General features: G+C 66.8%; 14 protein-coding genes. 4 read left to right on the forward strand and 10 right to left on the reverse strand.

Going from position 1 to position 12,732, the window contains the following annotated elements:
- Together ACUDTM_RS10620 and fis are read left to right on the forward strand one after the other, a co-directional pair.
- Entirely contained in the window at window positions 1–768 is a 768-nt protein-coding gene (locus tag ACUDTM_RS10620) for a DUF3426 domain-containing protein (protein ID WP_111008096.1), read from the forward strand.
- Between the two features lie 115 nt (window positions 769–883).
- The gene (gene fis, locus ACUDTM_RS10625) at window positions 884–1,159 is read left to right on the forward strand and encodes a DNA-binding transcriptional regulator Fis (RefSeq protein ID WP_005419706.1); all 276 of its coding nucleotides are present in this window, start codon (window positions 884–886) and stop codon (window positions 1,157–1,159) included.
- Between the two features lie 95 nt (window positions 1,160–1,254).
- On the opposite strand, the gene ACUDTM_RS10630 is transcribed toward fis, so the two are convergent.
- Genes ACUDTM_RS10630 through ACUDTM_RS10655 form a run of 6 tightly spaced genes read right to left on the reverse strand, consistent with a single transcriptional unit; the run spans window position 1,255 to window position 7,055 of the window.
- Window positions 1,255–2,250 (reverse strand): phosphatidate cytidylyltransferase, encoded by a 996-nt coding sequence (locus tag ACUDTM_RS10630; RefSeq protein ID WP_061478167.1) that lies wholly within the window; start codon window positions 2,248–2,250, stop codon window positions 1,255–1,257.
- Complete coding sequence (locus ACUDTM_RS10635; RefSeq protein ID WP_005419712.1) at window positions 2,247–2,876, reverse strand: lysophospholipid acyltransferase family protein; 630 nt, start codon at window positions 2,874–2,876, stop codon at window positions 2,247–2,249. The genes ACUDTM_RS10630 and ACUDTM_RS10635 overlap by 4 nt, the downstream gene beginning before the upstream one ends.
- A gap of 13 nt (window positions 2,877–2,889) precedes the next feature.
- A complete protein-coding gene (locus ACUDTM_RS10640) occupies window positions 2,890–3,327 on the reverse strand; it encodes a hypothetical protein (RefSeq protein WP_095378195.1) in 438 nt (145 codons plus the stop codon).
- A complete protein-coding gene (locus tag ACUDTM_RS10645; RefSeq protein WP_095378196.1) occupies window positions 3,324–4,652 on the reverse strand; it encodes a phosphatase PAP2/dual specificity phosphatase family protein in 1,329 nt (442 codons plus the stop codon). Before ACUDTM_RS10645 ends, ACUDTM_RS10640 begins: the two co-directional genes overlap by 4 nt.
- Window positions 4,652–6,403, reverse strand: a complete 1,752-nt coding sequence (locus ACUDTM_RS10650; RefSeq protein ID WP_445391302.1) for a bifunctional alpha/beta hydrolase/class I SAM-dependent methyltransferase — start codon at window positions 6,401–6,403, stop codon at window positions 4,652–4,654. The genes ACUDTM_RS10645 and ACUDTM_RS10650 overlap by 1 nt, the downstream gene beginning before the upstream one ends.
- A gap of 34 nt (window positions 6,404–6,437) precedes the next feature.
- The gene (locus ACUDTM_RS10655) at window positions 6,438–7,055 is read right to left on the reverse strand and encodes a CDP-alcohol phosphatidyltransferase family protein (protein ID WP_111008094.1); all 618 of its coding nucleotides are present in this window, start codon (window positions 7,053–7,055) and stop codon (window positions 6,438–6,440) included.
- Between the two features lie 206 nt (window positions 7,056–7,261).
- Between ACUDTM_RS10655 and purH the strand changes: the two genes are divergently transcribed.
- On the forward strand, window positions 7,262–8,845 hold the full coding sequence (gene purH, locus ACUDTM_RS10660; protein WP_072167297.1) for a bifunctional phosphoribosylaminoimidazolecarboxamide formyltransferase/IMP cyclohydrolase: 1,584 nt from the start codon (window positions 7,262–7,264) through the stop codon (window positions 8,843–8,845).
- Between the two features lie 61 nt (window positions 8,846–8,906).
- Window positions 8,907–10,190: a phosphoribosylamine--glycine ligase gene (gene purD / locus ACUDTM_RS10665; RefSeq protein WP_445391303.1), complete on the forward strand. Its 1,284-nt coding sequence runs from the start codon at window positions 8,907–8,909 to the stop codon at window positions 10,188–10,190.
- 76 nt (window positions 10,191–10,266) lie between these two features.
- Here the strand turns inward: purD and ACUDTM_RS10670 are convergent, their stop codons facing one another.
- The 4 genes from ACUDTM_RS10670 to rpoH all read right to left on the reverse strand — a co-directional run bounded on the left by ACUDTM_RS10670 (window position 10,267) and on the right by rpoH (window position 12,621).
- A complete protein-coding gene (locus ACUDTM_RS10670) occupies window positions 10,267–10,599 on the reverse strand; it encodes a helix-turn-helix domain-containing protein (protein WP_053461555.1) in 333 nt (110 codons plus the stop codon).
- Window positions 10,583–10,966, reverse strand: a complete 384-nt coding sequence (locus ACUDTM_RS10675; RefSeq protein WP_227836824.1) for a type II toxin-antitoxin system RelE/ParE family toxin — start codon at window positions 10,964–10,966, stop codon at window positions 10,583–10,585. Before ACUDTM_RS10675 ends, ACUDTM_RS10670 begins: the two co-directional genes overlap by 17 nt.
- Before the next feature lie 313 nt (window positions 10,967–11,279).
- The gene (locus tag ACUDTM_RS10680) at window positions 11,280–11,600 is read right to left on the reverse strand and encodes a hypothetical protein (RefSeq protein WP_088497437.1); all 321 of its coding nucleotides are present in this window, start codon (window positions 11,598–11,600) and stop codon (window positions 11,280–11,282) included.
- Between the two features lie 145 nt (window positions 11,601–11,745).
- Window positions 11,746–12,621, reverse strand: a complete 876-nt coding sequence (gene rpoH / locus ACUDTM_RS10685) for an RNA polymerase sigma factor RpoH (protein WP_005411269.1) — start codon at window positions 12,619–12,621, stop codon at window positions 11,746–11,748.
- Window positions 12,622–12,732: the final 111 nt, after the last annotated feature.

A 12,732-nucleotide genomic window follows, 5' to 3' on the forward strand; every position in this document is an offset into this window, starting at 1 on the left:
ATGTCCGAGCCGAACCCGCCGCGCCGCCCTTTGGCCACCTTCCTGCGCCCCACGTCGGAAGGCGAGGCTGCACCTGCGACCGATTCACGCACGCCCGACCCGGCGATGCAGGACATCCCGCCAGCCCAAGCCCGCGCCCCCCTCGAAGCGGCGCTGCCACCGATGGCGGAAACGCGACCGAGCGATGACATCGTCAACCCCGACGAAGCGGCCGTGATCGAACCCGTCCTTGCCGTTCCGGCCCCGCAGGCCGTGGCTGGGGATGCACCCAGTTTCCTGGGCACCTCGCGGCCACGCGCACTGCCGACGCCACGCTGGCACTGGGGGCTGGTCGCCGGACTGGCACTGCTGCTGGTCCTGCAGAGCGTGCTGGCCGATCGAGCGCGACTGGCCGCCGACGCCGGCAACCGCGCCTGGCTGGGCGCACTGTGCGGCGTATTGCGCTGCAGCCTGCCGGCCTGGCATGAACCCACCGCGTTCACCATGACCAGCCGCGAGATCCGCCCCCTGCCGGGCCAGGCCGGCGTACTGCAGGTGCAGGCCAGCATCCGCAACGATGCACGCTGGGCACAGGCCTGGCCGGATCTGCGCCTGTCGCTGTCCGATGCCGATGGCCGGGTGATCGGCAGTGGCGTGTTCGCACCGGCGCAGTACCTTGGCGAAAACCCCGGCGCGGCCGTGCTGGAACCGGGCCAGAGTGCACGCATTGCGTTCCGCGTGCAGGAACCCGCCGCATCCACCGTCGCATTCACCTTCGACTTCCTCTGAGCAGGATAGAGGCGACCAGCCGTGGCAGGTCGGGCACGCTCGCGCTAGACTGGCCGCCACCACCTCGTCCGGCCGCGCGCTCCGCGCGCACGGGCCAACCGAATCGGGAATCCCCTTGAACGCTGTCCTCTCTCGTCCTGACAACAGTCGTGGCGCTCCCCGGCCACCGCTGCGTGAACACGTCGCCCAGTCCGTGCGCCGCTACCTGCGTGACCTTGATGGCTGCGACGCGGACGATGTCTACGAGATCGTGCTGCGCGAGATGGAAATCCCGCTGTTCGTGGAAGTGCTCAACCACTGCGAAGGCAACCAGAGCCGTGCCGCGGCGATGCTGGGCATCCACCGCGCCACCCTGCGCAAGAAGCTGAAGGAATACGGCATCAGCGCGTAAGCGCGCGTGGGTAGTGCCGGCCGCTGGCCGGCAATCCCATGAACGATGGCAGGACCGGTGGATCCACGCCATGCGTGGATCGAAGCCCGGCAGAATCAACCGCCTCCGCCCGCCTTCCAGTAGTACCTCACCACATGGAAGAACACGGGCGCGGCGAAGCACACCGAATCCAGCCGGTCGAGCATGCCGCCATGGCCCTCGATCATGTGGCCCCAGTCCTTGATGCCACGGTCGCGCTTGATCGCCGACATCACCAGGCCGCCCCAGAACCCCATCAGGTTGATCAGCAGCGACAGGCCGAACGCCTGCAGCGGCGTGAACGGGGTGATCCACCACAGCGCCGCTCCCAGCGCGCTGGCACTCAGCACGCCGCCCACGAAGCCCTCCACCGTCTTCGACGGCGACAGCTTCGGGGCGATCAGGTGCCGGCCCAGCAGCTTGCCCCAGATGTACTGCAGCACATCCGAGGACTGCACCACGATCACCAGGAAGGCAAACAGCAGCACGTTGCGCGCCGGATCATGCCCGGGCACATGCAGGTTGAGCAGCAGCGGCACGTGCGAGATGCAGAACACGCAGATCATCAGCCCCCACTGCACCTTCGCGGTGCGCTCCAGGTAGTGCGTGGTGTCACCACCGATGGTGGACAGGATCGGCAGGAACAGGAACGCGTAGACCGGAATCAGCAGCGTGTACATGCCGTACCAGTCGATCCACACCAGGTAGTACTGCCACGGCAGCACGATGTAGAACGCGGCCAGCAGCGCGTAGTAGTCGCCCGAGCGGGTCGGTGCCAGAGTGATGAACTCGCGCAGCGCGAACAGCGAGATGATCGCAAACAGTACGATCACCCCCGCGCGACCAAAGAACAGCGCCAGCCCGACCACGATCGCCATCACCCACCAGGCGCGGATGCGCGACACCAGGTTGGCGATCACTGCACTGGGCTGCCCACGCTGCCGCCAGCGCAGGGTCTCGGCCACCAGCGTGGCCAGCACCAGCACCGCGCCGACGCCGGCAAACAGCAGGCCGGTCTGCTGGCCCACGCTGCGCGCGGCCAGGTCACCGGACACGTCCATCAGATAGCTCATGCGCGCCCTCCATTCGGCGCCAGGTCCAGCAGCGCCTGCCGGCTGCGGGCCAGGAATGCGGCCTTGTCCTCGTCGGCCTGCAGCCGCAGCGGCGTGCCGAACGTGGCCGTGCACAGCAGCGGCAGCGGCAGGAACCGGCCCTTCGGCATCACCCGCTTCAGGTTGTCGATCCACACCGGCACGAACTCAAGCTCCGGTCGTTGCCGCGCCAGGTGGTAGATGCCGCTCTTGAACGGCAGCAGCGGCTCATCGCCCACATTGCGCGTGCCTTCCGGGAACAGGATCAGCGAGCACTCTTCGTCGACCGCATCGCGCAGCACCTGCAACGGGTCCTGCTGGCGATGCCCGGCCTCACGCTCTACCAGTACACCGTTGAATACCGCATCGATCAGGTAGCGGCGCAGGCCGTCGCGCTGCCAGTATTCGGCGGCGGCCACCGGGCGTACCTGTCGCCGCAGCGCGGGCGGCATCGACGACCAGATCAGCACGAAGTCACCATGGCTGGCGTGGTTGCCGTAGTACACGCGGCGCTCGCTGGACGGCGCACAGCCGATCCACAGCGCACGGGCGCCCGTCACCACGTGGATCGCGCCACTGCAGGCGCGTGCAATCAGTTCGGCGAACATCGGTCCCTCCCGTTCACGTCTGCGGCCACACTACGGCCAGTACCAGTAGTGCGGCCTGCACTGCCGTCAGCAGGTACTGGCGCAGCAGCAGCCGGCGCATGCCGGCCCAACGCACGTCCCAGCCGCGCAGCGGCGCATCGGCCGGTGTGCGGCGCAGGCCACTGTCCTGCAGCAGCTGGTCGGTACGGCGTGCAGCGGCTTCGCCATCCAGGCCTTCATCGCGCAACAGCTGCAGCAGGCTCGCGTCCAGCCCGACCCGCCATGCATGGTAGGCCTGCATGAGCCCAGCGCCCACACTGAGCAGCAACAGCCCTGCGGCGATCATCGCCAGCCCCGGTTCGATGCCCAGCAGCAGCAGCGCCACCAGCAGCAGCCCCAGTGACAGCAGCGCGGGCCAGCGTCCCTGGCGCAGCAGCAACTGCATGGTCGCCAGATCGGGAACGGCACTCATGCGCGCCCTCCAGCCGCTGCGGTGATGGCTTGCAGATGCTCCGGGCCCAGCACGATGCCGGGGCGTGCCGCACGCACGATGGCGACCGCCGCCTCGACTTCCACGGCACGGCCCGTGCGCAGCAGCCACGTCGCCACGCTGGCGGCACTGCGTGAGTAACCCAATGCGCAGCACACCAGCAGCGGTCCCTGTACCCGCAGCCGTTCGATGGCCTCGGCGGCCTCGCGCAACTGGTGCGGCGTGGGCACCACCAGATCCAGCATCGGCACGCTGGCATACGCCGCGCCCGGCGCGCGGCAGGACAGCTCGGCGCAGGCATCGATCACGCCCACCAAAGGTGCCGGCAATACCGTGCAGGGAATCCGGCCCAGCCACACGCCGTCCAGCACCGGCACCGGCTGCGGCGCACGCCGTGTCCACAGCCGCGAGTTGATCCAGGCGGCGCCCAGGTACGGTGCCAGCAGCCAGCGTGCCGCCATGGTCAGGCGACCATCGGCGCGCTTCTGGAACACCGCCGTACCCAGACCGGCATACGCCAGCGCCACCAGCAGCAGCGACACCACCGGCCACAGCAGCCACAACGCCGTACCCCGCAGCAGGACCACCGGCACCAGCAGCACAGCGGCCCCCAGCAGGTACAGCGCAGCCAATCGCCACCGCTTGGCATGCCGCACGATGCGCCAGGCACGCAGCGGTGGCGTGCCCTGCTCCGGCCACAACCACACGCACAGCCAGCCGGCCAGCAGGCCGGTCGGGATGTCGATGAAATGATGCTGGAACGTGGTCAGCACCGAGACGCCGATCAGCAGCGCCCACACATGCAGCACCCAGCGCCAGGCACCGTGCAGGTACTGCGCGAACTTCACCCACAGCACGATCAGCAGCACGATGTGCAGCGATGGCGCCTGGTTGAACGGCTTGTCGAAACCCAGCAGCACATCGAACAGCCAGCCGAACACACCGCCGATCTCCGGCCGCTCGAAACTGAAGCGCAGCGGCCACAGCAGGAAGCAGCTCACGGCGATCAGCTGTGCACTGAACAGCCGCAATGCGTGCCGGTCCAGTTCGAGGCGCTGCCGGCACAGGAAGAAGGAGACCGCGTAGAACAGGTCGATCGACCAGTACGGCACGATCGTCCATGGCACGAACGGAATCTGCGTTTCCCAGCCGAACGCCATCACCGGCAGTTCGGCGTGGCGGCCGGCCATCCAGTTGGCGAAGCCGTAGCTGGCAAAGAAGAACGGGCCCAGCAGGGCCAGCCACAGCAGCGCGCGCCGCCAGGGGCGCCCCGCCGTGGCAAGCGGAGTTGCAGCCAGCGTCGCCATCACGCGGTCCGGCGTGCCAGCGACACAGTGAAGATGCCGAAGTCATCGATGCGCTGCGTCACTTTCTCGAACCCGGCCAGGCGCACCAGTTCATCCATTTCCTGCTGGGTGCGGCGGCGCATCACCCAAGCAGCGCCACCACGATGACTGGTCAGCGCGCGGGCGATGAACTCCAGCTGCGGGTGCCAGGGCTGGCCGGTGTAGGCCAGGTAGCCACCCATCGGCACCGTTGCGGCGATGCCCTGCAGCGAGCGCAGCACGGCGTCGTTGTCGGGGAACAGTTCGTACAGGCCCGATACCACCGCCAGCGTCGGCGCCGGGTCGACCTGCGCCAGCTGCACCGGATCGAACGCATCGCCCTGTTCGAAACGGGCGATGTCGGACGCACCGAGGCGCTCGATCAACGCCTGGCCCTGGGTCACGTTCAGACCGCTGAAGTCGCGCAGCACGATGCGCTCGGCGCGTTGCTCGCCCTGGCCCAGCGCTTCCAGTACATAACGGCCATGGCCAGCGGCCACGTCCAGCACGCGCACCGGCATGCCCTGCCCACGCAGGCGCTGGGCGGCATCGCGCAGCAGTTCCTGCAGGTGCCGACCGCGAATGCGGATGCCGCGCCAGCCGATCGCATCCAGGTAGTTGCGGTCGACCAGGCGACCCAACGGGCCTTTGCCACGTGCTTCGTCGCGATAGATGTAGTCCAGCGTGCTGCCCGAATCGAAACCGGTCTGCAGGCCCAGTGCAATGCCTTCGGACAGTCTGCCGCCAAAGCGCAGGCCACCGCGCACCACGCGCCAGCGAAGATCGGCCAGGCTGTTGCGCTCGGGCGGCCAGGCCAGGATTTCAGACTCTTCAAATGTCGGCCCATGGCGGTGCGCATCGCGGCGCGACAGCTCGCGCAACGGCTCGGCGAAACGCGCCTGGATGAAGCTGCGGATGCGCGCCAGTGCCGGTGCCCGATCACGCTCGCCCAGCGTGTCGTGGAAGAAGCCCGGCAGATGCACGCGCTCCTTGATCGGGCTGGACAGGCGCTCGTAGAAGCGGTCCTGCGGGCCACGGTGCACGACGAAGTCCGAGCCGGACACCAGCAGCTGCACCGGCACGCTGATCGCCTGCGCATCGGCGACGATGCGATCGGCCGCCTCGTACAGGCCCAGCAGCACCCGCACCGAGATTGGCCGGGTGATCAGCGGATCGGTGCGGTAGCTTCCCACCCGCGCCGGGTCATGGGTCAGCCATTGCGGCTTGACGTAGCTGTTGACGAAGAAGTTGCCGCGCAGCTTCTGCATCAAGGCCAGGCCCGGCCGCGCGAACGGCAAGTACAGCTTCACCTTGAACGCCGGCGAGGCCATCACCAGCGCGCGCAGGCGTGGCGCGTAGTCGTGCACCCAGGTGGCGGCGACCACGGCACCCACGCTCTGCGCGATCACCACGATGTCTTCCACCGCGATCCCGTGCTCGGCGCCGATGTGGGCGATGAAGCTGTCCAGGTCGCGCACCAGCGCCGGAAAGCCCGGTGCATCGCCACGCGCGCCCGGCGAGCGGCCATTGCCGCGCGCATCCCAGGCGAAGAAGGCGGTGTCAGGCACGTTCAGCTCATCGACCAGGTGGGTAACACGCCCGGAGTGCTCGTGCCCGCGGTGCAGCAGCACGATGGCCCGGGTGGCCGGGGTGGCGGTGGTGCCGGCCCAGTACCGGTAGAACAGCGGTACCTGGTCGAAGCTGTGGAATTCCCGTTCCTTCGCCTGACGCATGCAATCTCCTGATTGTCTTTTTCTATCTGCTTGATTAATTTGGCGAAACTGCGGTTTCCCGCAGTCCCCGACGGACCCGGTTGACCATCGTCAGCACGCACAGCACCGCCATGGCCGCGGCCACGCCCGTGACCGTCAACGCGCCAACCCACTCAAACGCCAGCAGCAGGCCCAGCGCACCGATCACGAAGGCGCGGTCGCTCTTGCCCATCGGGCCGTCATAGCGGCGGCTGGCGCCGACCATCAGCCCCAGCACGCCGGCGTATTCGCTCAGCGCCGCGGTCCAGGCCAGCAGCCACAGCGCCTCCGGGCGCACGCCCGGCACGCTGAGCAGGCTCAGGTACAGCGCCGCATCGGCGATCACATCGCATAATTCGTTCAGATAGGCACCCAGCCGCGACTGCTGGCCGAATTCGCGGGCCAGCATGCCGTCCACGGCGTTGAGCGCCATGCGCAGCAGCATCCACAGCGGCAGCAACAGGTACAGCCATGGCTGGGCCGGCGCGCAGCACCAGACGGCGCCGGCCACCAGCAGCGAGACCACGGCAGCGGCCACGGTCACCGCATTGGCGGTGATCCCCACGCGGTACAGGCCGCGTACGGCCGGACGCAGGAGGTCCTGAAAACGTCCTTTCAATGCATAGATCGACACGATCCGAACCCGCTGATCCTTGGCAGTTCCCGCACAGCCTACCCGATTGGGGCAGCGCGCCCCATCGAATTGATTGCGGCCCCCCCGGCCAGACGGTGCTGAAGGCGGCCACAGGCCATCGGTGCGGGTTGATTACCACCACCAGCGCCCGCCACCGGCCCCCACCGCCTACAATATCGGCCCCGCTCCGCTGCCGATTCCGTCCCATGACTGCTGATCTGTTGCCCGTCCGCCGGGCCCTCCTCTCCGTTTCCGACAAGACCGGTCTGGTCGAGCTGGCCACTGCGCTGGCGGCACGCGGCGTGGAGCTGCTGTCCACCGGCGGCACCGCCAAGGCGATCCGCGAGGCGGGCCTGGCAGTGAAGGACGTGGCCGAGGTCACCGGTTTCCCGGAAATGATGGACGGCCGGGTCAAGACCCTGCACCCGATGGTGCACGGCGGCCTGCTGGGCCGCTCCGGCCTGGATGACGCGGTGATGGCCGAGCACGGCATCGGCGCCATCGACCTGCTGGTGCTGAACCTGTATCCGTTCGAATCGGTCACCGCCAAGGCCGACTGCACCCTGGCCGACGCGGTCGAGAACATCGACATCGGCGGCCCGGCCATGCTGCGTTCGGCGGCCAAGAACTTCGCCCGCGTGGCAGTGGCCACCGACCCGTCGCAGTACCCCGAGCTGCTGGCCTCGCTGGAGGCCAACAGCGGCCAGCTGACGGCTGCCACCCGCTTCGCGTTCTCGGTGGCCGCGTTCAACCGCGTCGCCCAGTACGATGCGGCGATCAGCAACTACCTGTCGGCGGTCACCGCCACCGACGCCGCCGTGCCGGCCCGTGCCGAATACCCGGCGCAGATGAACTCCACCTTCGTGAAGGTGATGGACCTGCGCTACGGCGAGAACCCGCACCAGAGCGGCGCGTTCTACCGCGACCTGTACCCGGTCCCGGGCACGCTGGCCACCTTCCAGCAGCTGCAGGGCAAGGAGCTGAGCTACAACAACCTGGCCGATGCCGATGCGGCGTGGGAATGCGTGCGCCAGTTCGATGCGCCGGCCTGCGTCATCGTCAAGCACGCCAACCCGTGCGGCGTGGCCGTCGGCGCCGGCAACGGCGATGCCTACGAGCTGGCCTACGCCACCGACCCGACCAGCGCCTTCGGCGGCATCATCGCCTTCAACACGCCGCTGGACGCCGCCACCGCCAAGGTGATCCTGGACCGCCAGTTCGTGGAGGTGCTGATTGCCCCGGACTACGAGCCGGCCGCGCTGGAGTACGCGCAGAAGAAGGCCAACGTACGCGTGCTGCGCATCCCGCATGGCGACGGTCTGAACAACTTCGACAGCAAGCGCGTCGGCTCGGGCCTGCTGCTGCAGTCGTCAGACAACCGCGGCATGACCCGCGACGAGCTGAAGGTGGTCAGCAAGCTGGCGCCGACCGACAAGCAGTTCACCGACCTGCTGTTTGCCTGGAAGGTAGCCAAGTTCGTGAAGTCCAACGCGATCGTCTACGCCAAGGACAACCGCACCATCGGTGTCGGCGCCGGCCAGATGAGCCGCGTGTACTCGGCCCGCATCGCCGGCATCAAGGCCGCCGACGCGAACCTGGTGGTCGAGGGTTCGGTGATGGCCTCCGATGCGTTCTTCCCGTTCCGCGACGGCATCGATGCCGCCGCTGCCGCCGGCATCAAGGCGGTTATCCAGCCGGGCGGTTCGATGCGCGATGCCGAAGTGATCGCCGCCGCCGACGAACATGGCCTGGCCATGGTGTTCACCGGCGTGCGCCACTTCCGCCACTGATCCGCATCACCAAGCCGGGCCCTGCCCGGCTTTTCTTTTCCGTATCCGAGAACCCTGTCCCATGAAGATCCTCGTCATCGGCTCCGGCGGCCGCGAACACGCCCTGGCATGGAAGCTGGCCCAGTCCTCCCGTGTCACCGACGTGATCGTGGCGCCCGGCAACGCCGGTACCACCAGCGAAGACAAGTGCCGCAACGTGGCGGTGAAGGTGACCGATATCGACGGCCTGCTGGCGCTGGCCCAGGCTGAAGGCGTGGCGTTGACCGTGGTCGGCCCGGAAGTACCGCTGGTGGCCGGTGTGGTCGACCGCTTCCGCGCCGCCGGCCTGCGCATCTTCGGGCCGACCGCCGCCGCCGCGCAGCTGGAAGGCAGCAAGGCCTACGCCAAGGACTTCCTGGCCCGCCACAACATCCCCACCGCGTTCTATGCCGTGCACACCGACGTGGACGCTGCCCTGGCCTACATCCGCGAGAAGGGTGCACCGATCGTGGTCAAGGCCGATGGCCTGGCCGCCGGCAAGGGCGTGATCGTCGCAATGACGTTGGCCGAGGCCGAAGACGCGGTGCGTGACATGCTCTCCGGCAACGCGTTCGGCGATGCCGGCGCCCGCGTGGTGATCGAGGAATTCCTCGATGGCGAGGAAGCCAGCTTCATTTCGATGGTGGACGGCGTGCATGCGCTGCCGATGGCCACCTCGCAGGACCACAAGCGCGTCGGCGACGGCGACACCGGCCCCAACACGGGTGGCATGGGCGCGTACTCGCCAGCGCCGGTAGTGACGCCGGAGGTGCATGCACGCGTGATGCGCGAAGTGGTGAACCCGACCGTGCAGGGCATGATCGCCGACGGCATCCCGTTCACCGGTTTCCTCTACGCCGGCCTGATGATCGATGCCAGCGGCGCGCCGAAGGTAATTGAATTCAACGTGCGCTTCGGCGATCCGGAAACCCAGCCGGTGATGCTGCGCCTGCAGTCCGATCTGGTCGAACTGGTCGAAGCGGCGATTGATGGCCGCCTGGACCAGGTAGAAGCGCAGTGGGATGCGCGCCCGTCACTGGGCGTGGTGCTGGCCGCGAAGCCCTACCCGGAAGCGCCGATCACCGGTGACGTGATTTCCGGCCTGGGCGACGTGCCGGCCAGCGCCAAGGTGTTCCATGCCGGTACGGCATTGGATGCGCAGGGCCAGGTGGTCAGTGCCGGTGGCCGCGTGCTGTGCGTGGCGGCACTGGGCGACAGCGTGCGCGACGCGCAGGCCAATGCCTATGCCGGCGTCGCCAAGGTGACCTGGGCCAACGCGTTCCACCGCACCGACATCGGCTGGCGCGCGATCGCACGCGAGGGGTGAATGTGGATCAGGCATCCACGCGTGGCGTGGATGAATCTCACCAACGAGGGAGGCCCGGCAATGCCGGGCCTTTGCTCTAGAGAACGGCGTCCAGGCCCTTACGGTCGATCAGGTTCAAAAGCTTCAGCGACGGCCCGCTTGGCTTCTTCTCGCCCTGCTCCCAGCTACGGACCGTCGAAACGCTGGTGTTGAGCACACCTGCGAACACCGGCTGGCTAAGTTCCAACGACGTGCGAAGTGCACGGATCTGGGCGCTGCTGTATTCGGGCACAGGCTCCAGACAAAGCGCCTCGTACATGCTCATGCGCCGCTTGTCGATGAAGCCGCTGGCGTAAAGGCCCGCCGCGCCTTCATGCACCGCATCGAGGATCGCACTCTTTGCACGTCTATGTTCAACCGTCTTTGTCATGGCAAATCTCCTGCAGTTCTCCGCAGATAACTGCCCTGTCCAACTGTGCAGGGCACATTCTCAAGAACTCAGACGCATACAGCTGAAGGGCATCCCGTTCCGCACTACTGATGGTCGGGCGCGCGTTCTTCTCGTAGCAGAAGAGAAAGAACCAGTAGCGCCCCACCTTAGTTGCGACAATAACGCGGGCGCTACCGCGCTTTCCGCGGCCCGGCAGCGCAACTCGCTTTTTGAGAAGGCCGCCCCCTATATCTGCATCAATCAGTCCTTGACGCATTTCCACCACCGCGTGGCACAAGGCTCTATCGGTCAGTGAAGAACGTCGTGTACTGCGGTTGAAGCTTCGAGTGCGGAAGACACGTGACATGATCATACCGTGCCACCGAGTGGTACGGCGTGAAAGTCAGCAACCAGCGCATGCTCCGGTCGGCGCAGCTGCCGCCCTGGCGTCAGGATTGATCCACGCCATGCGTGGATGTGCTCCAAAAACAAAAAGACCCGGCATCACTGCCGGGCCTTTCTTCATTCCAACGCCTTCCTGCTTATGCGGTGAAACGAGTACCACCGCACCGACATCGGCTGGCGCGCGATCACACGCGAAGCGTGAATGCAGATCAGGCATCCACGCGTGGCGTGGATCTACTGGCCGAACGGAACGACCCGGCACAGCCGGGTCGTTGTCACCGGATGCGAAATGCGGTGCGCAGCGTTACGGCGTCACTGATATCACCGTCTTCCAGGCAGACCACAGACGCGCCGTCCAGCGCGTCCTGCAGGCGTGCATGCAGATACGGGGAGCCGGTCTGGATCTGCAACCACAGCGAGCAGTCACCTTCGTACGTCAGCCCCACATCGTAGTCCGCGCCATTATGCAGCGCTCGATCCTTCAACCAGAGATCCGGCCCCTGACGCCCTACGCAGCTGGCGTCCTCAGCCAGTACGTCCATGACGCGCTTCGCTGCTGAGGTGTGATCGAACACCAGTCTGTACTCGTAACTCATCGTGGACTCCTTGTACGGGCTGCGCCGCTGACAGGCCACCGCCTTTGACGTCCGACCGCAGTGTGTAGCAGAGCGGGGGCATCCGCGCAGACAAGAAAGGCCCGGCACTGCTGCCGGGCCTTTCACAATTGCGACGCCTTCCCGCTTACGCGGTGAACAGCGCCTTCATCTTCTTCAGCGCGTTCGCCTCGACCTGGCGGATGCGCTCAGCCGACACACCGTACTCGTCGGCCAGTTCCTGCAGCGTCACCTTGCTGTCGGCATCCAGCCAGCGACGACGGATGATGTCGCGCGAACGCGCATCCAGTTCGGCCAGGCCTTCGCGCAGCAGCTGCATCTGGTTGTCTTCGCTGTCCTCGCGCTCGTAGGCCATCGACGGGTCTTCGTCATCGGCAACCAGGAACGCAGCCGGCGACGGCGGGGCGTGCTCGTTGTCCTCGTCGGTCGGCGCATCGAAACCGATATCGCGACCGGACAGGCGCGACTCCATTTCCATGACCTCGCGCTCGGACACGTTCAGGTCCTTGGCCACCGCGCTCACTTCCGCCGCGTTCATCCAGCCCAGGCGCGTCTTCGACTTGCGCAGGTTGAAGAACAGCTTGCGCTGCGCCTTGGTGGTGGCGACCTTCACGATGCGCCAGTTCTTCAGGATGAACTCGTGCATTTCGGCACGGATCCAGTGCACGGCGAAGGAGACCAGGCGCACGCCCATGTCCGGGTCGAAGCGCTTGACCGCCTTCATCAGGCCGATGTTGCCTTCCTGGATCAGGTCGCCCAGCGCGAGGCCGTAGCCGTTGTAGCCGCGGGCCACGTGCACCACGAAGCGCAGGTGCGAATGCACCAGCTCGCGGGCGGCGTCCAGATCGTTGCCGTCGCGGAAGCGACGGGCCAGGTCCTGTTCGTCATCGACCGACAGCACCGGGATCTGGTGCACGGCACCGATGTAGGCGTCCAGCGAACCGAGCGCACTGGGAATCGGGAGATTGTTTGCCACAAGGGCAGTAGAGGTGTTCTGGCTCATAGGCACCCATCTTAGCAGTCCGGGATTTGGACTGCTAAAGGAGGAAAAAGTTCCAGCATCCTATTGATGCAACACTGGTCCCAAACAGAGCCCTACCGTAGCGCGATTTGA

Source organism: Stenotrophomonas maltophilia group sp. vghtpe118, from assembly GCF_052605195.1.